Source organism: Geodermatophilus sp. SYSU D01045, from assembly GCF_054050295.1.
In genome coordinates, this window is record NZ_JBJGZB010000046.1 from 1 (window position 1) to 22,682 (window position 22,682).

At 78.1% G+C, this 22,682-nt stretch carries 20 protein-coding genes and 1 rRNA gene; 3 read left to right on the plus strand and 18 right to left on the minus strand.

The window, feature by feature from the left end; genetic code table 11:
• Window positions 1-33: 33 nt before the first annotated feature.
• The 8 genes from ACI798_RS22465 to steA are packed head-to-tail and all read right to left on the minus strand — an operon-like array spanning window position 34 to window position 10,430.
• Window positions 34-633 carry an NUDIX domain-containing protein gene (locus ACI798_RS22465; RefSeq protein ID WP_456943477.1) on the minus strand — a complete coding sequence of 200 codons (600 nt, stop codon included), beginning with the start codon at window positions 631-633 and terminating at the stop codon, window positions 34-36.
• A gap of 1 nt (window position 634) precedes the next feature.
• Window positions 635-2,371: a CTP synthase gene (locus ACI798_RS22470; RefSeq protein ID WP_456943478.1), complete on the minus strand. Its 1,737-nt coding sequence runs from the start codon at window positions 2,369-2,371 to the stop codon at window positions 635-637.
• On the minus strand, window positions 2,349-4,712 hold the full coding sequence (locus ACI798_RS22475) for a hypothetical protein (RefSeq protein WP_457048992.1): 2,364 nt from the start codon (window positions 4,710-4,712) through the stop codon (window positions 2,349-2,351). Before ACI798_RS22475 ends, ACI798_RS22470 begins: the two co-directional genes overlap by 23 nt.
• Window positions 4,709-5,839 carry a glycosyltransferase family 4 protein gene (locus ACI798_RS22480; protein WP_457048993.1) on the minus strand — a complete coding sequence of 377 codons (1,131 nt, stop codon included), beginning with the start codon at window positions 5,837-5,839 and terminating at the stop codon, window positions 4,709-4,711. The genes ACI798_RS22475 and ACI798_RS22480 overlap by 4 nt, the downstream gene beginning before the upstream one ends.
• Window positions 5,832-7,478 (minus strand): murein biosynthesis integral membrane protein MurJ, encoded by a 1,647-nt coding sequence (gene murJ, locus ACI798_RS22485; RefSeq protein ID WP_457048994.1) that lies wholly within the window; start codon window positions 7,476-7,478, stop codon window positions 5,832-5,834. The genes ACI798_RS22480 and murJ overlap by 8 nt, the downstream gene beginning before the upstream one ends.
• Complete coding sequence (locus ACI798_RS22490; protein ID WP_457048995.1) at window positions 7,475-8,299, minus strand: hypothetical protein; 825 nt, start codon at window positions 8,297-8,299, stop codon at window positions 7,475-7,477. Before ACI798_RS22490 ends, murJ begins: the two co-directional genes overlap by 4 nt.
• Entirely contained in the window at window positions 8,296-9,246 is a 951-nt protein-coding gene (locus ACI798_RS22495; protein ID WP_457048996.1) for a copper transporter, read from the minus strand. The genes ACI798_RS22490 and ACI798_RS22495 overlap by 4 nt, the downstream gene beginning before the upstream one ends.
• Window positions 9,243-10,430 carry a putative cytokinetic ring protein SteA gene (gene steA, locus ACI798_RS22500; protein ID WP_456943484.1) on the minus strand — a complete coding sequence of 396 codons (1,188 nt, stop codon included), beginning with the start codon at window positions 10,428-10,430 and terminating at the stop codon, window positions 9,243-9,245. Before steA ends, ACI798_RS22495 begins: the two co-directional genes overlap by 4 nt.
• Window positions 10,431-10,808: 378 nt before the next feature.
• On the opposite strand from steA, the gene ACI798_RS22505 reads away from it, so the two are divergent.
• Entirely contained in the window at window positions 10,809-11,429 is a 621-nt protein-coding gene (locus tag ACI798_RS22505; protein ID WP_456943485.1) for a TetR/AcrR family transcriptional regulator, read from the plus strand.
• Between the two features lie 294 nt (window positions 11,430-11,723).
• Window positions 11,724-12,188, plus strand: a complete 465-nt coding sequence (locus ACI798_RS22510) for a hypothetical protein (protein WP_457048997.1) — start codon at window positions 11,724-11,726, stop codon at window positions 12,186-12,188.
• A gap of 10 nt (window positions 12,189-12,198) precedes the next feature.
• Here ACI798_RS22510 and ACI798_RS22515 read toward each other — a convergent pair whose 3' ends face one another.
• The 7 genes from ACI798_RS22515 to ACI798_RS22545 all read right to left on the minus strand — a co-directional run bounded on the left by ACI798_RS22515 (window position 12,199) and on the right by ACI798_RS22545 (window position 18,813).
• On the minus strand, window positions 12,199-12,915 hold the full coding sequence (locus tag ACI798_RS22515) for a methylase (RefSeq protein ID WP_457048998.1): 717 nt from the start codon (window positions 12,913-12,915) through the stop codon (window positions 12,199-12,201).
• A gap of 149 nt (window positions 12,916-13,064) precedes the next feature.
• Window positions 13,065-14,945: a DNA repair protein RecN gene (gene recN, locus ACI798_RS22520; RefSeq protein WP_457048999.1), complete on the minus strand. Its 1,881-nt coding sequence runs from the start codon at window positions 14,943-14,945 to the stop codon at window positions 13,065-13,067.
• Window positions 14,920-15,972, minus strand: coding sequence for an NAD kinase (locus tag ACI798_RS22525; protein WP_456943489.1), 1,053 nt, complete (start codon window positions 15,970-15,972; stop codon window positions 14,920-14,922). The genes recN and ACI798_RS22525 overlap by 26 nt, the downstream gene beginning before the upstream one ends.
• A gap of 112 nt (window positions 15,973-16,084) precedes the next feature.
• Window positions 16,085-16,882 carry a TlyA family RNA methyltransferase gene (locus ACI798_RS22530; RefSeq protein ID WP_456943490.1) on the minus strand — a complete coding sequence of 266 codons (798 nt, stop codon included), beginning with the start codon at window positions 16,880-16,882 and terminating at the stop codon, window positions 16,085-16,087.
• The gene (locus tag ACI798_RS22535; protein ID WP_457049000.1) at window positions 16,882-17,133 is read right to left on the minus strand and encodes a hypothetical protein; all 252 of its coding nucleotides are present in this window, start codon (window positions 17,131-17,133) and stop codon (window positions 16,882-16,884) included. The genes ACI798_RS22530 and ACI798_RS22535 overlap by 1 nt, the downstream gene beginning before the upstream one ends.
• Window positions 17,134-17,308: 175 nt before the next feature.
• A complete protein-coding gene (locus ACI798_RS22540; protein ID WP_456943492.1) occupies window positions 17,309-18,385 on the minus strand; it encodes an HAD-IIA family hydrolase in 1,077 nt (358 codons plus the stop codon).
• Window positions 18,382-18,813 carry a tetratricopeptide repeat protein gene (locus ACI798_RS22545; protein WP_456943493.1) on the minus strand — a complete coding sequence of 144 codons (432 nt, stop codon included), beginning with the start codon at window positions 18,811-18,813 and terminating at the stop codon, window positions 18,382-18,384. Before ACI798_RS22545 ends, ACI798_RS22540 begins: the two co-directional genes overlap by 4 nt.
• 150 nt (window positions 18,814-18,963) lie before the next feature.
• On the opposite strand from ACI798_RS22545, the gene ACI798_RS22550 reads away from it, so the two are divergent.
• On the plus strand, window positions 18,964-20,253 hold the full coding sequence (locus tag ACI798_RS22550) for a DUF1015 domain-containing protein (RefSeq protein WP_457049001.1): 1,290 nt from the start codon (window positions 18,964-18,966) through the stop codon (window positions 20,251-20,253).
• A 29-nt stretch (window positions 20,254-20,282) separates the two neighbouring features.
• Here the strand turns inward: ACI798_RS22550 and ACI798_RS22555 are convergent, their stop codons facing one another.
• From ACI798_RS22555 to rrf, 3 genes are all read right to left on the minus strand, one after another.
• A complete protein-coding gene (locus tag ACI798_RS22555; protein ID WP_456943494.1) occupies window positions 20,283-20,642 on the minus strand; it encodes a single-stranded DNA-binding protein in 360 nt (119 codons plus the stop codon).
• Between the two features lie 99 nt (window positions 20,643-20,741).
• Window positions 20,742-21,464: a tetratricopeptide repeat protein gene (locus ACI798_RS22560; protein WP_456943495.1), complete on the minus strand. Its 723-nt coding sequence runs from the start codon at window positions 21,462-21,464 to the stop codon at window positions 20,742-20,744.
• 1,100 nt (window positions 21,465-22,564) lie between these two features.
• Window positions 22,565-22,681: ribosomal RNA gene (rrf, locus tag ACI798_RS22565) — 5S ribosomal RNA — on the minus strand.
• Window position 22,682: the final 1 nt, after the last annotated feature.

A 22,682-nucleotide genomic window follows, 5' to 3' on the forward strand; every position in this document is an offset into this window, starting at 1 on the left:
AGATCGCGCGATCTCGACGGGGAGCCGGCGCCGCTACGTGGCGTCGACCGGGCGCAGGCGCGGGCCCGCGGCGCGGTGCTGGGCGGCGGCGAGCAGGCCGATGACGGCAGCGGCGTTGCGGATCCGCCCGTCGAACACCCGCTGCACCGCGTCGTCCAGGGGCACCCGCTCGACGGTCATGTCGAGCTCCTCGTGCTCCACGGTGAAGCCCTCGGGCCGGTCGACGTCGGACAGGCCCTCGGCGAGGTAGACCAGCACCTGCTCGTCGCAGAAGCCCGGGGTGCTGTAGCTGGTGGTGAGCAGCGACCACCGCTCGGCGGCCATGCGCACCTCCTCGGCCAGCTCCCGCTTCGCCGTCTCCAGCGGCGGCTCGCCGTCGGCGTCGCGCAGGCCGGCCGGCAGCTCCCACAGGTAGCCGCCGACCGGGTGCCGGTACTGCCGCAGCAGCACGACCCGCCCGTCGTCGCCCAGTGCGACGACGGCGACGGCGCCCGGGTGGCGGACCACCTCGCGCACGCTGTCGCCGCCGCCGGGCATGGCGACGGTGTCCTTGACCAGCGTGATGACCCGGCCCTCGTAGACCGTCTCGGTGCCGAGGACGCGGTAGTCGCCGTCGGCCGCCGGCTCGGTCACCTCAGATCCCGACCTTCTCGGCCTCGGCCTCCACCGGCACCGGCAGGCGGGCCGACTCGGCGCGGTCGATGGCCGCGTCGACGAACGCGGCGAACAGCGGGTGCGGGCGGGTGGGCCGGCTCTTGAGCTCCGGGTGGGCCTGGGTGCCGACGAAGAACGGGTGCACCTCGCGCGGCAGCTCGGCGAACTCGACCAGCAGGCCGTCGGGCGAGGTGCCGCTGAACACCAGGCCCGCGTCGGAGAGCCGGTCGCGGTAGGCGTTGGCCACCTCGTAGCGGTGCCGGTGGCGCTCGGTGATCTCGGTCGAGCCGTACGCCGCCGCGGCCTGCGAGCCCTTGAGCAGGTGCGCCGGGTAGCTGCCCAGCCGCATGGTGCCGCCCAGGTCGCGCTCGCCGGCGATGACGTCGACCTGGCTGGCCATGGTGGCGATGACGGCGTCGGGGGTGTCGGGGTCGAACTCGGCGGAGTTGGCCTGCTCGAGCCCGGCGACGTTGCGGGCGTACTCGATGACCATGCACTGCAGGCCCAGGCACAGCCCCAGCGTCGGGATGCCGTTGGTGCGGGTGTAGCGGATTGCACCGAGCTTGCCCTCGATGCCGCGCACGCCGAACCCGCCGGGGACGCACACGCCGTCGACGTCGGACAGCGCGGCCGCCGCCCCCTCGGGGGTCTGGCAGTCGTCGGAGGGCACCCAGCGGATCTGCACGCGGGCGCGGTGGGCGAAGCCGCCGGCGCGCAGCGCCTCGCTGACCGACAGGTAGGCGTCGGGCAGGTCGACGTACTTGCCGACCAGCGCGATCGTCACCGTCTGCTTCGGGCGGTGAACCCGCTCGAGCAGGTCGCCCCACACGGTCCAGTCGACGTCGCGGAAGGGCAGGCCCAGCCGGCGGACGACGTAGGCGTCCAGGCCCTCGCGGTGCAGCACCTTGGGGATGTCGTAGATCGACGGCGCGTCGGGGCAGGAGATGACGCCCTCGGCGTCGACGTCGCACATCAGGCTGATCTTGCGCTTGAGGCCGGTGCCGATCTCCCGGTCGGCGCGGCAGACCAGCGCGTCGGGCTGGATGCCGATGTTGCGCAGCGCGGCGACCGAGTGCTGCGTCGGCTTGGTCTTCAGCTCCCCCGACGGCGCGATGTAGGGCACCAGCGAGATGTGCAGGAAGAAGCAGTTGTCCCGGCCGATCTCGTGGCGCACCTGCCGGGCGGCCTCGAGGAAGGGCAGCGACTCGATGTCGCCGACGGTGCCGCCGATCTCGGTGATGACGACGTCGACGCCCTGGTCGTCGTCCGTGCCGGACTCGGCCGCGGCGAGGATGCGGGACTTGATCTCGTTGGTGATGTGCGGGATGACCTGCACGGTGTCACCGAGGTACTCGCCGCGCCGCTCCTTGGCGATCACGTCGGAGTAGACCTGCCCGGTGGTCACGTTCGAGCGCCGGCCGAGGTCGGTGTCGAGGAACCGCTCGTAGTGGCCGACGTCGAGGTCGGTCTCGGCGCCGTCCTCGGTGACGAAGACCTCGCCGTGCTGGAACGGGTTCATCGTCCCGGGGTCCACGTTGAGGTACGGGTCCAGCTTCTGCATGGTCACCCGCAGGCCGCGGGCGGACAGCAGGGCGCCGAGGGAACTGGCCGTCAGGCCCTTGCCGAGAGAGGAGACAACTCCACCGGTGACGAAGACGAACTTCGTCGGCTGGGAGTTGTGGAGGAGCCCGCGATCACGCATTCCAGGTCGACCCACGGGAACCCACCGTAACACGGTCGGGATCCTCGCCCCGGCCACCGGCGGGCCCGCCCCGCCCGCCCGGCACGGTCGCGGCCAGCGTCACCAGCAGCGGCACGAGCAGCGCCGCGGCGGTCGCCGGCAGTGCGACGCCGGAGTCGTTGACGGCGGCGCCCAGGGCCAGGCTCAGGGCCGCGGCGACCAGCCCGGCGCGCAGCACGGCGGCGTCGGCGGGGCGCAGCCCCGAGCCGCCGTCGCGCAGCAGGCCGGGGCCGCGCAGCAGCGCGGGCCGGCGCCCGCGCACCAGCCAGACGGCGGCCACGAGCGCCACCGGCAGCATCCAGGCCAGCGCGCTGCCGAGCAGGATGTCGACGTTGGCCGAGGCCTTGCGGCTGACCACCGTCCACGCCTCGCCGGTGAGCAGCTGCTCGACGAACCGGCCCAGGTGGCTGCGCTCGGCGGCCGGCCGCAGCCAGTCCAGGAACGCCAGCGTCCCGACCGCGACCACCCCGGCGGCCAGCACCGCGGCCAGCCGCACCGCGGTCACCCGCACGCCGGTGAGCAGCATCGCCAGCAGCAGGAAGCCGGGCAGCACCGCGAGGACGCCGCCGAAGTCGCGGCCGAGGCCCGGCGCGCCGACCAGCGCCACGGTGACCAGCCCGGCGCCCAGGACGACGGCGCCGGTGACCCGCCGGGCCCGCCGCCCGCCGTCGTCCCGCCCGGCGCCGGCGCGGCGGCCGGCCGCGGTGGCGACGACGGCGGTGCCGACCAGCACGGCCGCCGACAGCAGTCCGGAGCTGAGGTTGCCGTAGCCGGTGAACCGCCCGGCGACGATCGCGTCGTAGCCGAGCAGCCCGTCCAGCTCCAGCGACGAGCCGGTGAGCACGTCGGCGACCAGCGTGCCGACGGTGACCGCGAGCACCGCCAGCGCCGGCCCGCCCCGGCGCCGCCGCCACGGCCCCAGCAGCGCGACCGCGACCACCACGGCGTCGGCCACCAGCAGCGCGCCGGCCAGCGCCCACCGCGGCGCGCCGGCGCGCTCCCAGGGCAGCAGCCCGGCCAGGTAGGTGGCCACCGGCAGCGCCGCGGCCGCCAGCGCGGCGACCTCCAGGACCGGTCGCAGCCGGGCACGCGGCCGCGCGCCCCGGGTGAGGCCCAGCACCAGCACGCCGAGGACGACGACGGCCGCCTGCACCGCCACCAGGCCCACGAAGAACGTGCCGGTGCTGCGGTGGTGGGTGACCGCGGCGGTGTTGGCCCGCGCCAGCTCCGCGACCGCCTGCGCGGTGGCCGGGTGGCCCCCGGCGACGGTGAGCGGCTGGCCGTTGACCGACGCCGGCTGCGCCAGGCCCAGCGCGCGCAGCGCGGTCGGGGCGACGTCGATGAGCTGGGTGAACGGCGCCCGGCCGGTGCTCGCCGAGGTGAGCCAGCCCGGCCCGGTGAAGCCGGGGCCCGAGGCGATGCCCACGTGCAGCTGCGGGCGGCCGTCGTTGACCTCCGAGACGCCCTGCACCAGCAGCAGCGTCTCGCCGGGCAGCGTGTCCACGGCGGCGCGCAGCCGGGCCACCTGCCCGTCGACGGCGGCCAGCGCGGCATCGCGGGAGACCGGGTCGGTGCCGGTCTCGCTGCCCTCGGGCGCGGGGACGCCGGCGTCGACCAGGCCGTCGAGGGAGACCAGGGTGAGCGGGCAGGGCTGCAGCAGCGCGGCGAGCGCCGCCGGGCCCGCCGGCAGCGCGTCCTCGCGGGTCAGCCCGACCCCGGGCGCGGCCACGGCCAGCGCCGCCGCCCGGCCGACGACGGTCGCGCAGCCGACCGCGGCGCCGAGGGCGCCGGGCTCGGCGCCGAAGCGGGCGCTGGCGTCGTCCTCGGCGACCGCGCGGACGGCGCTGAGCGGATCGGCCAGCCCCGCCTCCGCCAGCCGCTCCTGCAGCCCGCAGTGCGACAGCTCGGGGCTGGCCGGCGGCCCGGCCGGCACCGGCTCCTGCGACGGGGCCGCGCCGGGCCCGCCGGGGGCGCCCGGCGTCTCCCCCGGCAGCGGCACGGTGGGCAGGGGGACCATCGGCAGCATCTCGTCCGGCGCCGGGAAGCGGGCCCGGTTGCCGGCGCCGAGGGTGGCCCAGCCGTCGAGCAGGCAGGTGGTGGAGCGGGCCGCGCGCACCGACACCGCCCCGACCGGCGAGGTGTCGGCCAGCTCCCACAGGGCCCGCGTCCGCTCGGGGTCGACGTCGTCCCACACCAGCCCGGGCACGCCGACGACGAGCACCCGGTCCGCGCGCCAGGCGTCCTCCGCCGCCCCCGCGGGCGTCCCGACGGCGAGCAGCCCCAGGAGCACGGCGAGCAGGACGGCGGCGCGCCTCACCGCGCGGGCCCCAGCAGCTCGCGGTAGACGGCGACCAGCGTGCGGGCGGTGGCGGCCTCCTCCGGCCAGCCCGCCGCCTGCGCCCGCCCGGCCTGCGCCAGCGCGGCGGCGCGGGCGGGGTCGGCCAGCAGGTCGGCGACCGCGCCGGCCAGCGCGGCGGCGTCGCCGGGGGGCACGAGCAGCGCGCCGTCGCCGAGCAGCTCCGGCAGCCCGCCGGTGCGCGTGGCCACCAGCGGCGTGCCGGCGCGCAGCGCCTCCTGGGCGGTGAGCGAGCGCGCCTCCCAGCGGGAGGGCAGCACGACCAGGTCGGCGGCGGCCAGCAGGTCGGCGACGTCGTCGCGGCGGCCGAGCAGGGTGACCGGCAGCCGCTGTGCGGCGATCCGGGCGGACAGCTCGGCCTCCAGCGGCCCGTCGCCGGCGATCGCGACCAGGGGCCGGGGCCCGTCGGTCGCTCCTGGGGTCAGGGCCGCGGCGGCGTCGAGGAGGACGTCGTAGCCCTTCTGCGGGTGCAGCCGGCCGACGGCGAGCACCAGCGGCCGGCCGTCGGCCAGCCCCAGGCCGGCGCGGACCTCGTCGCGGGACCGCCGGGCCGGCGGCAGCGCGGGCGCCGACACCGGCGCCACCCGCACGTCGCGGGCGCCGAGGCGGCGGGCGTTGTCGGCGAGGTCGCCGGAGGCGGCCAGCACGACGTCGGCCGCGCGGACGGTGGCCCGCTCGGCGGCGGCCAGCACCCGGCGCAGCGGGCCGGAGCGCTCGGGCAGCGCGTTGTGCAGGGTGACCACCAGCGGGCGGCGCGTCCCGGTGCGCACCGCGGCGGCGGCGACCAGGCCGGCGCGCAGCCCGTGGGCGTGCACCAGGTCCGCGCCGGCGGTGGCGCGGCGCAGCGCGAGCACCGCGCGGGTGTCGGCGAGCGGGTCGAGCCCGGCGGAGATCTCCACGGGCGTGAACGCCGCGGCGGCGGAGAAGCCGAACAGCGCGTCGGTGGCCGCGGGCCCGCAGACGGTGACCCCGGCGCCGGCGCCGGCCAGCGCGGGCAGCACCGAGCGCAGGTGGGTGCCGACGCCGCCGGTGCTGGTGGCGAGCACCTCGGCGACCCGGCGGCCGGCCAGCGGTCGGGCCTCAGCCACCGTGCACCTCCGTCCCCCCGGGCGTCCGCAGCGCGCGCACCGCCGCGGTCAGGGGGCGGCGCGCCGTCCCCATCATGACCGCCGCCGCCACCGCGGTCACGGTCGCGGCCGCCAGCAGGCCGGCGCCGACCGCGCCGGCCAGGGAGCCGCCGGGCACCGGGTCGGCGCCGAGCGCGCGGGCGACCGCGAGGCCGGCGGCCGCGCCCGCCCCGGCGGCGAGCAGCGCGGGCAGCCCCAGGCGGGCCAGCCCGGCCAGCCCGGCCGGCCCCGCCGTCCGCGCGGTGACGACGAGCAGGCCGAGGCCCGCGGCGGTCACCCCGACGCTGTGCCCCGCGGCCAGGGCCAGCGCCCGGTCGGCGGCCGGCAGCACGGTGGACAGGACGACGTCGGCGGCCACGGCGAGCAGCCACCCGCCGAGGACGCACGCCGTCGGCGCCCGCCACAGCCCGCGGGCGTACAGGGCGCGGGTGAGGACGGCGACCAGGCCGTAGCCGACCAGGCCCGGGGCGAAGGCGACGACGGCGTCGCGCAGCGCGGCCACGCGGTCGTCGCCGCCGTCGACGAGGAACACCCGCGCCATCGGCCCGGCGACGGCGGCCAGCACCGCGGCGGCCGCGGCGCTGGCGACCACGACCAGGGCGGTGACCGGCGCCAGCGCGCGGCGGTAACCGGGCAGGTCCCCGACGGCGGCGCGCTCGACCATGAGCGGGTAGGCGGAGGTGGCCAGCGGCACCGCGACCGCGGCCCACGGCACGAGGAACAGCGTGAGCCCGGCGGTGTAGGCGACCTGGGTGCCGTCGGGGCCGTCGCCGGCCAGCCGGATGGCGACCGCGGCCACCAGCTGCTGCCCGGCGAGGGTGAGCACCCCGGCGACCGCCAGCCGGCGCACCTGCGGCGCCACCCCGACCGGGAAGCGCAGCGCGGGCCGCAGCCCCAGGTGCAGCCGCCGCACCGGCACCAGCACCGCCAGGGCCAGCGCCAGCACGCCGAGCGTCGTCCCGACGCCGAGCACCAGCTCGCCCGCCGTCGTCAGGTCCTGCACCTCCCGACCGCCGTCGGTCCACGCGAAGGCGGCGTAGGCGGCGGCCACGACGACGCTGGACAGCAGCGGCGCCAGCGCCGGCCAGGCGAAGCGGCGGTGGGCCTGCAGCACGCCGGTGGCGACGACGGCGAGGCCGTAGAGCACCACCTGCGGCGCGAACACGACCAGGAAACGGGCGGCGAGGTCGACCTCGGCGGGCGTGCCGCCGCCGAGCAGCAGCTCGGCGACCGGGTGCGCGAGGAGGGCGAGCAGCGCGGCCAGCGGCACGAGCACCAGCAGCGTCCAGCCCAGCAGCGCCGAGGCGGTGCGGCGGACCTGCTCGCGGTCGCCGGCGGCGATGCCCCCGGCCAGCATCGGGACGACCAGGGAGGCCAGCGCCCCGCCCGCGACCACCTCGAAGACGATGTTGGGGACGGTGTTGGCCGCGGTGTAGGTGTCGCCGGTGCTGTCCGCGCCGACGGCGTTGGTGAAGACCAGCGTGCGCCCGAACCCGGCCAGCCGGGCCAGCACGGTGAGGACGGCGATCAGCGCGGCGGCGCCGGCGACCCCCTGCGCGACCCGGCGGCCGGGCGGGCGCACCGCCGGTCCCGCGCTCACGCCGGGCGGCGGCCGAGCCGGTCGAGCTCCCGCAGGCCCGGCGTGGCCTCGATGACCCGGGTGAAGCTGACCCGCTCGCTGGCGAGGGTGAGCGCGGTGACCGCGGCGAGCAGGCCCGCGCGCGCCGGGCGCGAGGGGACGGCGGCGGCCCGCAGGCCGAGCAGCGCGCCGAGGGCGTTGGCGCCGGCGTCGCCGAGCATCACCCGCTCGCCGAGGTCGGCCGGCAGCACCGCCAGCGCCGCGCCGAGCGGGCCGGCGACCAGGCCGCCGGCGGGGCCGCGCAGGCCCGCCGCGGCGGCGATCGCGCCGGCCTTGGCGGCGCGGCCGGGGCGCAGGTCGAGCAGGTTGACCAGGTTGGCGGTGCCGGCCACCAGGCCGGTGGTGAGGACGGCGTCGGCGATCCCCCGGTCCCGGCGCGTGAGCAGCGCGGTGACGGCGGCGGCCGCGCCGATCCCGGCGACCTTGACCGCGCCGGCCGAGACCCGCCCGGCGCGCAGCGCGGCGAGGTGCCCGGCCAGGCCCTTGTCGCGCGCCTGCTCGGGGCGGGCGCCGGCGAGGTCGTCGTAGCCGCCGACCAGCCCGGCCACCGCCCCGGCGACGGTGGCGGCGCCGCGGGTGCCGGCCGGGGCGCCGAGGACGGCGCCGGCGGTGGCGGCCGCGGCCAGCGCCGGGCCGCCGAGCAGGGTCACCGGTCGCCCCGCGTAGTTGGTCCGCCGCCACGGGGCGCCGGCGGGGCGGGCGGTGACCGCGGCGGCCCCGGCGAGGCCGGCCCGGGCCGCGACCGCACCGGCGAGGGCGAGCAGGACCCGGCGCGGGGTCACGGCGTCGTGGCGGGCACCGGCGGGACCGGCTGGGTGTCCTCCCCGGTGCCGTACTTGCCGGAGGTGCCCTCGCGCTCGCGACCCAGCGCCAGCACGGTGCTGATCTGGCCCGACGGGCTGGTCACGTTGTCCACCGTGGAGACCGCCGCGGACACCTCGGGGTCGGCGCGCACGATGCCCACGAGGCCGGCCTCCCCCGCCGACGCGGCGTCGCCGGCGACCACGGCACCCGAGCCCGCGGCGTCGAGGGCGGTGACCAGGTCGAGCACGACGTCGTTGCGGTCGGCGGCGTCGTCGCCGGTCGGCTCGCCCGCGGTGAGCACCACGGCGAAGTCGGCCGGGGTCACCGACGCGGAGTCCTGGGAGAGGACCTCCAGCGCCGACAGCCCGGCCAGCACGGTGGACACCGCGGCGGTGTCGGGGGCCGGCGCGCCCTCGGCCGGGATCATGAGGACCTGGGCGAGCAGCGCGCCGACCAGCTGGCCGGTGTCGTCGGTCTCGGGCAGCGCGACGCCGGCCGGGCGGCCCGGGCCGGTCACGTAGCTCTGCAGGCCCGCCTCGCTGGCCGGGTCGCTGTACTCCGGCGCCAGCGACACCTGCCCGGAGACGGTGCCACCGGCCTCGGTGACCAGCGCGGTCACCTCTTCGACGGTGTCGGTGGTGACGTCCTCGGAGGCCTGCACCAGCAGCACGCTGCGGCCGGTGAGGGCGCCGCGCACCAGGGCCGGGCCGACGGCGGACTCGAAGGCCTGGCTGCTGTCGACCTGCGTCTGCAGGTCCTGGGTGGTGTCCTCCAGCGCGCGCTTGTCGTCCTGCAGGGAGGTGACCTGGCCCTGCAGGTTGTCCAGCAGCGGGCCCGACAGCTGGGTCGCGCCGATCACCAGCCCCAGGGCGATCGCGAGGAACACCGCGATCAGGGAGACCAGGTGGTACCGGAAGTCGATCACGAGAAGAGGTTCTCCAACCAGAACACGAAGCTGTCCCACTGGTCGACCAGCAGGTCGAAGTAGATCCGCCCGGCGGTGGTGACGGCCAGGGCGGAGACGATGGCGACCAGCGCGGCGAGCACGAGCACGACCAGCGCGGCGGTCGAGATGCGGCTGCGGTAGAGCCGGCTCACGCCCTTGGCGTCGACGAGCTTGCCGCCCAGCCGCAGCCGGGTGAGGAAGGTCGAGGCCATGCCGCCGCGGCCCTTGTCGAGGAACTCCACCAGCGTGGCGTGCGTGCCGACGGCGACGATGAGCTTGGCGCCCTTCTCGTCGGCCAGCAGCATCGCGATGTCCTCGCTGGTCGCCGCGGCCGGGAAGGTGATCGCGTCGACGCCGAGGTCCTGCACGCGCTTGAGGCCGGGGGCGCGGCCGTCGACGTAGGCGTGCACGACCACCTCGGCGCCGCTCTTCAGGACGTGGTCGCTGACCGAGTCCATGTCGCCGATGATCATGTCCGGCTGGTAACCGGCCTCGATGAGCGCGTCCGCGCCGCCGTCGACGCCGACCAGCACCGGCCGGTAGTCGCGGATGTAGGACCGCAGCGCCTGCAGGTCCTCCTTGTAGTCGTACCCGCGGACGACGACGAGGACGTGCCGGCCCTCGATCGCGGTCTTCACGTCGGGGACGCCGACGCCGTCGAGCAGCAGCGCGCGCTCGCGCTTCATGTACTCCATCGTGTTGGTGGCGAACGCCTCCAACTGCGTGGACAGCCCGGCCTTGGCCTCGGCCATCGCGGTGGCGACGGTCTCCGGCGTCTGCTCGGTGCCCTTGGCGACCGCGGAACCGTCGGGGCCGTAGAGCGTGTCGCCGTCGACGCGGACCTGCGCGCCCTCCTTGAGCGCGCCGAACACGTCCTTGCCGACGCCGTCGACGAGGGGGATGCCGGCCGCGGTGATGATCTCGGGGCCGAGGTTCGGGTAGCGGCCGGAGATGCTGGGGGCGGCGTTGACGACGGCGCCGACCCGGGCGGCGACGAGGGAGTCGGCGCTGACCCGGTCGATGTCCACGTGGTCGATGACGGCGACGTCGCCGGGCCGCAGGCGCTTGGTGAGGTTCTTCGTGCGACGGTCCAGCCGGACGGTGCCGCCCACCCCGGGTGCCGCCTCCTGGGCCCGGCTCCGTCGCAGGGTGCCGATGCGCATTGGTCGATGGTCCCACGCACGCCGTCGGCGGCAGTCCTCCGACGCGCAACTGCAACGGCCTGGTCACGCAGGGTGTCCGACACCACGGCCGACGCGACACGCCCGGCACGCACGCCCCACCGGCCCCGCTCCATCTGCCCGCGATGCTGTCTAGCGTTCTCCGCTGTGACACGTGGGGCTCCTGCTGCCAGCATCCCGGCGACCCGAACCGGGGCCGCGGAGGGAGAGCCGGAGTCGACGGCTCCCCCGCACATCCGTGCGGTCCCCGGGGGCCCGGCGCCCGCGCCCGGCCCACCGGTCACCCCCGCGGGCCGGCCCGGGGACGCGCCCGCCGGGGAGCGCCGGGCCGCGCGCCGGCGGGAGCGGCGCGGCTCGGGCGTGCGGGAGCGCCGCCGGCGGGAGACGCACGACCGGATCGTCGACGCCGCCGCCGAGCTGTTCGCCGAGCGCGGCTTCGACGCGGTGAGCGTCGTGGAGATCGCGCAGCGCGCAGGCGTGGTGGAGAAGACGGTCTTCAACCACTTCCCGGTCAAGGAGGGGCTGGTCCTCGCGGCCGACCCGCCGATGCGCGCCGCGCTGCTCGACGCCGTCGCCACCCGGCCGGCCGGGGAGTCGGTGGCCGCGGCGGCGGGGACCTTCGTCGTCCGGGCGATGTCGATGCTCGGTGCACCCGAGGCCGCCGAGGGCGTGGCCGCGATGGCGCGCATCGTCCGCGGCTCGCGGACGCTGCAGGCCCGCGAGCGGGAGATCCTCGGCGACCTGACCGCGGCGCTCGCGGCGCAGATCCGCGCCGAGACCGGCGCCGGCGACGGCGCGGTCGAGCCCGAGCTCACCGCCGCGGCGGTCACCGCGCTCTACGGGCGGCTGCTCGAGCTGGCCCGCGACCGGGTGCTGGCCGGCGTCACCGGTCCCGAGCTGGCCGAGGAGCTGCGCAGCTCCGGCCGTCGGGGGCTGTCGCTGCTCCAGTTCGGCCTGGCCGGCTACGCGAAGCGCCGCTGACCGCCCGGTTCCGGAACCCGCCTGCGTCTGCCAGGCTGCGCGCCGCGCGCGCGCTGTGGCGACCGGCCGCCGTCCTGTCCGGGGCGGTCCTCGCCGCCCTCGCCGGCTCCGGCTGCAGCCTGCTGGTCGCCGTCGCGGCGCCGGACGAGGAGCGGCCGGTCGTCTCGAGCAGCCCGGAGCCCGGCCCGTACGTCCCGCCGCCGCCGGCGCCGGTCGAGGTGGCCGCGGCCGAGCTGGCCGACCGCTCCGGGCAGCTGGACGTCACCGGGTCGGTGCGGGTCACCCCGGTCCGCGGTGGCGGTCGGGCTGCCGCCGCTGCCACCGCCCTTCCCGCAGGACTGCGCGCTGCCCGACGACGGCTCCGTGCGGACGCTCGCCGTCGACGTCCAGCTCACCGACGACACGTCCGCCGCGGCCGGGCTCGCCGCGACCGTGGAGCTCACCGCCGCGGACGGCGGCGCCCCGCGGGCGGGCACCGCGGTGTTCGTCGGGTCGTCGCCGTCGGCCCGCTGGTGCCGGGACGGGGACACCACGCCCACCCGCGACGGCTTCGGGCTGTCCGCCGCGGCCGGGAACGGCGCCTCGGCGACCGTGCACGTCGTGGCGCGCGACGCCGTCCCCACCAGCGACCTGGTGCTGCGGATCTCCGGGCTGCGCAACGAGGCCGGGTCGAACGCCACCGGCCCGTGGGACGAGGTGACCGTGACGGCCGGGGCGTGCGCCGACGACCCGGTCGCGCTGTGCGTGCCGCTGGGCTGAACGCTCCCGCTCAGGCCGGCAGCTGCAGCGCCCGGAGCAGCTGGTCGGCGCGGTCGCCGGGGATGTCCGGGTCCCTGGTGAACAGCGCGACGGCGACCATGTACTCGTCGTCGCCGGCCCAGCCGCGGCCCTCGGCGACGATCCGGCGGATCTGCTCGCGCACCTTCGGCTCGCTGCTGTAGGGCCCGTAGTCCAGGCCCATGGCGAGGAAGTTGACCACCCGGTAGCCGAGGTCGGCGGCGGTGCTGACGGTGCTGACCGGGTCGGCGTAGCTGGCGACCGCGGTGATCACGTGCTCGTAGCCGGCCTTGAGCAGCTGCAGCGTGAGGTCGTTGCCGCGGACGCCGCCCCACAGCTCGGGCATGAGGATGTCGCGGTCGGGGGCCGGGATGTAGGGCGGGTTGGCGATCGCGGTGGTCACCGGCTCCCCGCCGGCGGCGTCGGCCTGGTCGAAGAAGTCACCGAGCTCGACGGTGTAGCGGTCGGCGACCCCGCGCTCGGTGACGTTGGCCCGCGCCTCCCGCACCGAGTCCTCGCTGATGTCGTAGCTGCGGATGCGCAGGCCGGGCAGGCCCGCCACCACGTCGGCGATCGCCAAGGCGTCCCCGGTGCCCAGCTCCACCACGGGCGCGGACTCCCACCCGAGCTGCTCGCGGTACTGCTGCAGCAGCATGCAGACCGAGAAGCCGTAGTGCGCCGACTCGTCGGCGGAGCTGAAGCAGCTCACCGGGCGCCCCCGGCGGTCCGGGCGGCGGGAGCCGCGGCAAGGGGTGTCGGGAGCGGGGCATCGGCGGCGCGCACGGTGGCGGCCTACCCCCGTGGCGTGATCGGCACTCCTGCGTTCCACCACCCGGTCGTGTGCGACCGGGCCGTCTCCTACGCGGTCCGCGCCGCGGCGGCGACGGCGAGCAGCTCGCGGGCGTGCGCCTGCCCGGTGTCGCTGTCGGACAGGCCCGACAGCATGCGCGCCAGCTCCCGCACCCGGTCCTCGCCGTCGACGGCGCGGATGTCGGTGGCGGTGACGCCCGCGGCGGTGTCCGGGGACTTGTCCACCACGAGGTGGGTGTCGGCGAAGGCGGCCACCTGCGCGAGGTGGGTGACGACGACGACCTGGTGGTCCCGGGCCAGCCGGGCCAGCCGCCGCCCGATCTCGCCGGCGGCCTGCCCGCCGACGCCGGCGTCGACCTCGTCGAACACCATCACCGGCACCGGGTCGGCGCCGGCGAAGACCACCTCGATGGCGAGCATCACCCGGGACAGCTCACCGCCGGACGCGCCGCGGTGCACCGGCCGCGGCGGGGCGCCGGGGTGGGCGGCCATGAGCAGCGCGACCTCGTCGACGCCCTCGGGCCCGGGCTGGTCGGGGTGGCTGTCGATCGAGAAGGACACCCGCGCGCTCTTCATCGCCAGGCCCGCGAGCTCGCGGCCCACCTCGGCGGCGAACCCGTCGGCGGCGGCGCGGCGGCCGGCGGAGACCCGGGCGCCCAGGTCGTCGACCTCGGCGCGGGCGGTGTCGCGGGCGGCCTCCAGCGCCTCGAGGGCCTCGTCGGAGACGTCGAGCGCGTCGAGCTTGGCGCGGGCGTCCTCGGCCCAGCGCAGGACGCCGGCCAGCCCCTCCCCCGGGTCGGCGTACTTGCGCACCAGCGCCGTGATCGCCGCGCGCCGGTCGAGCACCTCGGCCAGCCGCGCGGGGTCGGCGTCCAGGTCGGCGACGTAGCCGGCCAGCTGCACGCTCACGTCGGACACGACCGCGACGGCGTCGGCGAGGTCGCGGGCGAGCAGGACCAGCGCGGGGTCGTCGGTGCCGGCCAGCGCCCGCTCGGCGGTGGCCAGCGCCGCGGTGGCGTCCTGCGGCAGCCCCTCGGCGCCGAGGTCGCCGGTGACGTCGCCGACCAGCGCCATCCGCGCCTCGTCGACCGCGGCGCGCAGCGCGTCGGCGTCGCCCAGCCGCTTGGCCTGGGCGTCGAGCGCCTCGTCCTCACCCGGCTCGGGCGCCAGCCCCTCGATCTCCTCCAGCCCGTGCCGCAGCACCTCGGCGGCCTGGGCCAGCTCGCGGGCCTGGCCGCGGCGGCGGTCGAGGTCGGCGGCGAGCTCCCGCCAGCGGGCATGGGCGGCGCGGTAGTCCTCCAGCAGCTGCAGGTGCGCGGCGCCGGCGTAGCGGTCGAGGGCGTGCCGCTGCTCGGCCGGGCGGGACAGCCGCAGCTGGTCACTCTGCCCGTGCACGGCCAGCAGGCCCTCGGCGAGCTCGGAGACCACGCCGACCGGCACGCTGCGCCCGCCCAGGTGCGCCCGCGAGCGGCCCTCGGCGCTGACCGTGCGGGCGAGGATCAGGCTGCCGTCGTCGTCGGGCTCGGCGCCGGCGTCGGCCGCCCGCTCCCACACCGGGGAGTCCGGCGGCAGCTCCAGCCGGCCCTCGACGCCGGCCCGCCCGGTGGCGCGCACCCGGCCGGGGTCGGCGCGGCCGCCGAACAGCAGCGTCAGGCCGGTGACCACCATCGTCTTGCCGGCGCCGGTCTCGCCGGTGACCACGGTCAGGCCGCGGCCGAGCTCGAGGGTGACGTCGTCGATCGCGCCCAGGCCGCGGATGCGCAGCTCGGTCAGCCGGCCGAGGTGCTGCGTGCTGCGCGGCGCGGCGTCCTCGCGGCGGGCGGCCGGGCGGCCGCCGTCGGTGTCGGCGTCGGCCGGGACGGGGGCGTCGGGGGCCGGCGCGGGGCGCGCGCGGCCGGCGCGCTCACGCGTCGGGGTCCGCGGTGCCACCGCGCACCTCCTCCCGGACGCCCGCGTCGCCGTTGCCCGGGTAGGACACGACGTCGCGGGCGAGGACGTTGCGCGAGGGCCGCAACTCGTGGCCGGGGTCGTGCCGGCGGGCCTCGCGGAAGCCGCGCACCGGCAGCCCGAACTTGGCGACCAGCCGGTCCCCGAACGTCGTCGTGTGCACCCGCGCGATGCGCACCGGCCGGGCCGCGCGCCGGACGTCGACGCGGCCGCCGTCGGGCACGTCGAGGGCGCGCCGGCCGTCGGCGGAGACCCGGGCGCGGTTGCCGTCGGGCGGGATCGCGACCGACAGCACGGCGTCGGGCGAGGTCACCAGGGGCCGGGAGAACAGCGCGTGCGCGTTGGAGGGGACCAGCAGCATCGCCTCGACGTCGGGCCAGACCACCGGGCCGCCGGCGGAGAACGCGTAGGCGGTGGAGCCGGTGGGGGTGGCGAACAGGACGCCGTCGCAGCCGAAGCTGGTCAGCGGCCGCCCGTCGATCGAGACCACGACGTCGAGCACGCGCGAGCGCTCCGCCTTCTCCACCGACACCTCGTTGAGCCCCCACGTCCCGGCGACGACGTTGCCCGCCGCGTCCAGGACGTCGACCTCGATGGCCAGCCGCTTCTCCACCGAGTACTCGCACTGCTCGATGGCCGTCAGCGTCTCCTCGACCGCCTCCGGCTCGGTCTCGGCGAGGAAGCCGACACGGCCGAGGTTCACGCCCATGAGCGCGGCGTGGCTGAAGCGGGCGAGCTCCGCGGCGCGGAGGAAGGTGCCGTCGCCGCCGAAGACCATGACGATCTCGGCGCCGCGGGCGGCCTCGGCGTCGGCGGGGACCACCTCGGCGCCCTCGATGCCCAGCGCCTCGGCCTCGTCGTCGAGCACGCGCACGGTGATGCCGGCGCGCGCCAGCCGCGCGGCGGAGCTGCGGGCCAGCTCGGTGATGTCCTGCCGCCCGGTGTGCACGGCCAGCAGCACGTGCCGCCCGCCTCCCGGGCGCCATCCGCCCTGGCCGGCCTCGCTCATCGGTCCTCCTCGATCCGGGCTGCTCTGCCCGCCCGCGCCCTGTGCCCCGGCGTCCGCCGCCGGTCCCCAGCGTCCCCCCGGACGGGCGTCCCCGCCCGGCCGGTCCCTCGCGTCACCGTGGTCCCTCCTCGACGGCGCGGCGCACGGCCTCCTCGGCCGGGGCGCCGGCGTCGCGGCGCAGCCACAGGAAGAACTCGACGTTGCCGGCCGGCCCGGGCAGCGGGCTGGCGACCACGCCGGCGGTGCCCCAGCCCAGCGCGGCCGCGGCCTCGGCGACCCCGAGCACGGCCGACGCGCGCGCCGCCGGGTCCCGCACCACGCCGCCCGAGCCCAGCCGCTCGCGGCCGACCTCGAACTGCGGCTTGACCATCGGCAGCAGGTCGGCGTCCCCGGTGGCGCAGGCGGTGAGCGCGGGCAGCACCAGCCGCAGCGAGATGAACGACAGGTCGGCGACCACCAGGGCGGCCGGGCCGTCGATCTGCTCCGGGGTCAGCGTGCGGACGTTGGTGCGCTCGTGCACCCGCACCCGGTCGTCGGTGCGCAGCGACCAGGCCAGCTCGCCGTAGCCGACGTCGACGGCGACCACCTCGCGGGCGCCCCGGGTCAGCAGCACCTCGGTGAAGCCGCCGGTGGAGGCGCCGGCGTCCAGGGCGCGGCGGCCCTCGACCGGCACGGCGAAGGCGTCCAGGGCGCCGATCAGCTTGTGCGCGCCGCGGGACACCCAGCGGTGCTCGTCGGGATCGGTGCGGACGACGACGGGCGTGCCGGCCTCCACGCCGGTGGCCGGCTTGGTGGCAGCGCGCCCGGCGACGGCGACCCGCCCCTCGGTGATCAGCTCGACGGCGTGCTCGCGGGAGCGGGCCAGGCCCCGGCGGACCAGCTCGGCGTCGAGTCGGCTGCGGCGCGGCATCAGAGCTGGTCGATCGTGCCGAGCTCGCGCTTGAGCCGGTCGTGCTCGGCCTCGAAGACGGCGACGTGCTCCCCCACCGGGCGCTGCGCCAGGTCGGCGAACCGCGTCCCCGGCTGCTCGGACGCGTCGGTGCCCCGGTCGGCGGCCGCCGCGTCGACGACCGGCCCCGCCGGGACGGGCCGGGCCGGGACGCCCGCGGGACCGGGCCGCGGCGGGCCCGGGACCGGTCGCGGCCGGGTCGGCTCGGTCATGGCGCTGGCCTCTCGGGAGGAGTGGGGAACGGGGTCGCCGGACGGCGGGCACGGGGCAACGCGGTGCAGCGCCCCTGGCCCGCGAGGGTACCGGCCGGGGACGACGCCGCGGGCCGCCCGAGGGGACCCCGGACGCCCCGTCGGCTCCCCCGGCTCCGGGTGCCGGCGTGCCGGCTCACCGCTCCGCCAGGCCCCATGCGGCGAGCACCCGGCGCGCCTCGCCGTCGGCGGCGCGCACCCGCACCGGAGCGCCCTCGGGGAGCCCCGTCCACGCGGCGAGGCAGAGGGCGCGCAGGCCGTCCAGGTCGTCGCCGGCGCCGTCTCCGTCCCCGGTGCGCAGCTCCAGCGGGCCGTCCCCGTCCGCGGTGGCCAGCCAGCGCCCGCAGCGCCACCCGCCGTCCTCGGCGGCGACCGGCGGGTGCGGCACCAGCAGCCCGCCGGCGTCGGCGGCCAGCAGGTCGGGCCGGTGCAGTGGGCCGGCGGCCAGCAGGGTGGCGGGGACGGTGACCCCGCTGAGGACCAGCAGGCTGGCCGCGCCGGCCCGGTGGCTGCCCTCGACGTCGGTGTCCAGCCGGTCGCCGACGACCAGCGGGCGCTCGGCTCCGGTCCGGCGCACGCACTCGGCGTGCATCGCGGGGTCCGGCTTGCCGGTGACCAGCGGCTCGCGGCCGGTGACGTCGTGGACCACGCGGACCATCGCCCCGTTGCCGGGCAGCGGGCCCCGCGGCGAGGGGATGGTCGCGTCGGCGTTGGTGGCCACGTGCCGGGCGCCGTTGCGGACGGCGACCACCGCCTCGGCCAGCTGCGCCCAGCCCACCTCGCGGCCGTAGCCCTGCACCACCGCGGCAGGCTGGTCCTCGGCGCGGCCCACGACGGTCAGCCCGGCCGCCCGCAGCGCCGCCGCGACGCCGGGGCCGCCGACGGGCAGCACCCGCGCGCCCGGCCCGAGCATCCCGGCCACGACCGAGGCCGCCGCCTGGGAGCTGGTGATGACCTCGTCGCCGCCGGCCGGCACGCCGAGGTCGGTCAGGTGCCGGGCGACCTCCTCCGGCGGGCGGGCGGCGTTGTTGGTGACGAAGCCCAGCCGCATGCCCCGCTCGCGAGCGGTGGCGAGGGCCCGCGGCACGCCGGGCACCGCATCCGGCCCGACGTAGACGACGCCGTCGAGGTCCAGCAGCGCGACGTCGTACACCTCGGCCGGCGGCCGCGGGCTGCCGGCCGCGAGGGCCGGCCGCGCGGACGGGTCGTTCACGCCGCTCCCCCTCCGGACGCCCGCCGGGCCCGCACGCCGCGCAGGGCGCGGGCGTAGTGCGCCTGGTCCGGCCGCATGGCCACCGCGAGCGCGAGGTGCTCGGCGGCCAGGCCCAGCTCGCCGGCCCGGCTGGCGGCCATGCCCAGCCCGAACTGGGCGTAGTCGTCGGTGGGGTTCACCGCCGCGAGCTCGGCGAAGCTGTCGATGGCGTCGCGGTAGCGCCCGGCGTCGTACTGCGCGCGGGCCAGTGCCTCGAGGATGCTGCGCGAGCCCGGCTCGGCCTCCGCCGCCCGGGCGAGCAGGGTCGCCGCGGCCGCCGGGTCGCCGCCGCTGAGCAGGTCCAGGCCGCGCCGGTACCACTCGTAGACCCCGCCCTCGGGCACACCCCCGCCCGGGAGGTCGTCCTCCGGTGAGCCTGCTGTCGACACCGCTGTCCTCCCGCTCCTGCCGCTCACCTGCGCGCCGGCCGGTGCGAGGCCCGACGGGGACCGTTGACCCGGCTGCCGCGGCAGTGCGCGGCCGACGGCTCCTACGATCCGGTCGTGCACTCGTCGTCGGCGGGCCCCCTGCCCCACGCTGTGGCGGGACTGGACGTCCGTCCGTTCCGGGCCCTGACCTACCGGCGCCACGACCCCGGGCACCTGGCCCGCGTGAGCTCGCCAGCCTACGACCTGGTGACGCCGGACGGCCGCGAGCGGCTGGCTGCCGCCGATCCGCACAACATCGTCCGCCTGATCCTGCCGGGCGGCACGTCCGGACCCGGCACGGCCGGGGCGACCGGCCCCTGCGGCGGCAGCACCGGCGAGGGCACCGCGGCCCGCGCGGCCCGCACGCTGCGCGAGTGGGAGGACGCCGGGGTGCTCGTCCGGGACGACGAGCCGGCCCTGTGGCTGTACGAGATGCAGCCCGTCGAGGGAGCGGCCACGGTCGGCTGGCTGGGCGCGGTCGCCGTCGGCGCCGCGGGTGGCCGGGCGGTGCTGCCGCACGAGGACACCTTCCCGGCCGCCGTCGAGGGCCGCCGCGCGCTGCTCGCGGCCACCGCCACCGACCTCGAGCCGATCGTCCTGGCCCACGACCCGGAGCCGGAGGTCGCCGAGCTGACTCAGGCAGCGCCGGCCGGGCCGCCCACGATGGACGTCACCGATCCCGACGGCGTCCGGCACCGCCTGTGGCGCGTTCCTGACCGGGAGGTGCTGCGCCGCGTGCCCGGGGCCCTGGCCCGCACCGGCGCGGTGATCGCCGACGGCCACCACCGCTTCGCCGCCGCCCGCGCGCTCCACCGGACGCGTCCCGAGGGCGACACGCGGGTGCTCGCGCTCCTCACGCCGATGGGCGCCGGTGGCCTGCGGGTCGAGGCGATCCACCGCGTCGTGCCCGACCTCTCCCTCGACGCGGCCGCGGAGGCCGCCGCCCGCGGGTTCACCGTGACCGAGCTCCTCGCCGGTCCCGACCCGGACGACGTCGAGGCCGCCGTCCGGCACGCGCACGCCTCGGCCGAGGGCCTCTTCCTGCTCAGCGACGGCCGCCGGCTGCTGCGCCTGTCCGACCCGTCGGCCGAGGTCCGGGCGACCGTGCCGGCCGAGGCGCCGCCGTCCTGGCGCGGCCTCGACGTCGTGCTGGCCACGACCGGGTTGATCGGGCACCTGTGGGGCCGGCCCGACGACCCGGGGTCGGTGCTCGTCGCCCACGACGTCCCCGAGGCGCTGGGCCTGGCCGACCGTCGCCACGGGGTGGCGCTGCTGCTGCGGCCGCCCTCCCCCACGGACGTCGCCGCGGTGGCGCGGGCGGGGGCCCGGATGCCGCGCAAGTCGACGCTGTTCGTGCCCAAGCCGCGGACCGGGCTGGTCCTGCGCCCCCACGGGGACTGACCGCCGGCGGGCGCCCGGACCTCCGCCGGTCACGCCGTCCGCACCGTCCCCCCGGCGCCGCTGCGCGGCACCTTGCGACCGCGCCGGCAGTTCACCTCGCACGCCGAGGCCGTGCCGCCCGGCGTCCGCCAGAACCGCCGCTGCAACGCCCCCTCGACCTCGACGACGTCCCCGGCCTCCCAGGCCGCCACCCGCCGCTGCAGCGCGCGGTGGTAGGTGATGCAGGTCAGCACGTCCACCGACTGCCCGCGCGCCCGGGGCTCGGGCCGGCGCACCACCAGGCGGAAGGTCACCAGCGTGTCCCCGCTCGGCAGGGCCTTGAGCTCCGCGGGGGCCGAGAGCCGCCCGCGGAGCACGACGTCGTTCCGGTCGATGACTGCCACGCTCATGGCGGCAGCCTCACCCGGCCGTGGACCCCCGGGAGGCGCGCGGCGACGCCTGTGGACCCCCAGCGGCGGTGTGGACGACGGCGACCGGATCGTCGGTGGTCAGTGCCCGGACTCGCCCTCGGCGGGCGGCTCGACCTCACCGAGCAGCTCGGCCACCTCGCGCTCGACGTCGGCGTCGAAGTCCAGCTCGTCGTCGCCCGCGTCGACCTCCACCTCGTCCGCCGCCACGGCGTCGTCGTCCCCGGCCGGCTCGATGTCGGGGACGTCCGGCAGCTCCTCCTCGCCGAAGGCGACGTCCTCCTCGGGCGAGGCAGCGGCCACGGCCTCCCGCCAGGCGTCGGCCGCAGGGTCGTCGGTGGCGGTGAGCAGGTCGGCGTAGGCGATGGCCAGTCGGCGGGTGGGCTCGTCGTCCCAGTCCACCTGCTCGGGCCGGGGCCGTCCGCCGAGGGCGCCCTCGAGCACCAGCCGGGCTGCGGGCACCTCGCCCAGGTCCTGGCGGGCGCCTGCCTCGACGAGCTGCAGCTCCACGGTCTCGTCGCGGTCGGGCCGCTCGGCCAGCGCCTCGCGGACCAGCCGCAGCGCCACCTCGGGACGTCCCTGCGCCCGCTCGCAGTCGGCCAGCACGGCCCGGTACCCCTGGTCGCCACTCATCCGCCGGTAGGCGCGCAGCTCGCGCGAGGCCTCGGCGTAGTCCCCCGCGTGGTAGGCGGCGACCCCGACGGCCTCCCGCACCAGGGCGATCCGGGACGCCCGGTCACGCGCCGCCCGGGCGTGGGCGAGCGCCTGCTCGGGGTCCTCGTCGACGAGCGCACCGGCGACCACCAGGTGCCGCGCGACCGTCTCGGCGTTGCGGAAGTCCAGCCCCCGGAGGCCGGCCCGGACGGCGGGGTCGAGGTCCCGCGCGTCGGCCCAGTCGGGCAGCGGTGGGCCGGCGGGCGCCGGGGGCGTGCGGTCGACCCGGGCCGGCCCGCCCGCGCGCCCGCGGCGGTCCTCACTCGGCCGACGCTCGCGCCAGTTGCCCCCAGCGGACCGGTCGGGGCGTCCCGCGCCCGCCGGGCGGCTCGCGCGGCCCGCGGACCGGTCCCTGTCCCGACCGGCGGGCCGCTCGCCCCGGTCCGTCGGGCGGGCGGACCGGCGGTCCTCCCAGGACCGGCCACCCTGGGGGCCGGCTCCGCGGCCGTCCCTGTTCCGGTCGCCGCCCGGCCGGTCACCGGTGGGACGGCGATCCCGCCTCGTCCCCTCCGGCCGGTCGCCGCTCCCCGTCCGGCGATCGCGCCAGGAGCCCTCGGTGCGGTCCGCCCCGGGACGCCGGTCCTGCCAGGACCGCTGCGGGCGGTCACCGCCGGGACGGCGGTCCTGCCACGAGCGCTCCGAGCGCTCGCCACCGGGACGGCGGTCCTGGCCGGTCCGCTCGGTGTGATCAACGCCGGGACGGCGTTCCTGCCAGGAGCGCTCAGAACGGCCACTCCCGGGACGACGGTCCCGCCAGGAGCCCTCCGAGCGTCCACCGGCCACCGGACGGCGGTCCTGCCACCCCGCGTCACCGCGGTCGCCACCAGGACGGCGTTCCTGCTGGTCTCCGGCCTTGCGACCCCCGGCCAGCGGTCGACCGCTCCGCTCGCCCGAGGCGGGGCCACCACGGCGTCCCTGGGCGCCCTGCCGGCCGGAGCCGGACCCGCGCTGGCCGGTGGCTCCCCCGCCGGAGGAGCCACCCGCCCGGTCGTCCCGCCGCGGGCGTCCACCGCCGCGCGGGTCCTGGCCGTCGGGCCGGCCACGGCCGGCGGAGCCTCGTCGGGGAGCAGTCATGTCGTCGTCAGTACCTCGGTTGCAAGGACGGCACTCGTTCGAGCGCCGGAGTGGTGTGCCGGACATGCGAAACGGGGGCCGGAGCCAAAGGCTCCGACCCCCGTTCGTGAATGGTTGTCCGGCGGCGTCCTACTCTCCCACCCCGTCTCCGGGGCAGTACCATCGGCGCTGAGAGGCTTAGCTTCCGGGTTCGGAATGGGTCCGGGCGTTTCCCTCTCGCCATGGCCGCCGTAA

Excerpts from the sequence above, each read along its gene's own strand:
- steA (WP_456943484.1), bottom strand. The coding sequence starts at position 10,430 with ATGCGCATCGGCACCCTGCGACGGAGCCGGGCCCAGGAGGCGGCACCC.
- ACI798_RS22525 (WP_456943489.1), bottom strand. The coding sequence starts at position 15,972 with ATGAGCGAGGCCGGCCAGGGCGGATGGCGCCCGGGAGGCGGGCGGCAC.
- ACI798_RS22530 (WP_456943490.1), bottom strand. The coding sequence starts at position 16,882 with ATGCCGCGCCGCAGCCGACTCGACGCCGAGCTGGTCCGCCGGGGCCTG.
- ACI798_RS22535 (WP_457049000.1), bottom strand. The coding sequence starts at position 17,133 with ATGACCGAGCCGACCCGGCCGCGACCGGTCCCGGGCCCGCCGCGGCCC.
- ACI798_RS22555 (WP_456943494.1), bottom strand. The coding sequence starts at position 20,642 with ATGAGCGTGGCAGTCATCGACCGGAACGACGTCGTGCTCCGCGGGCGG.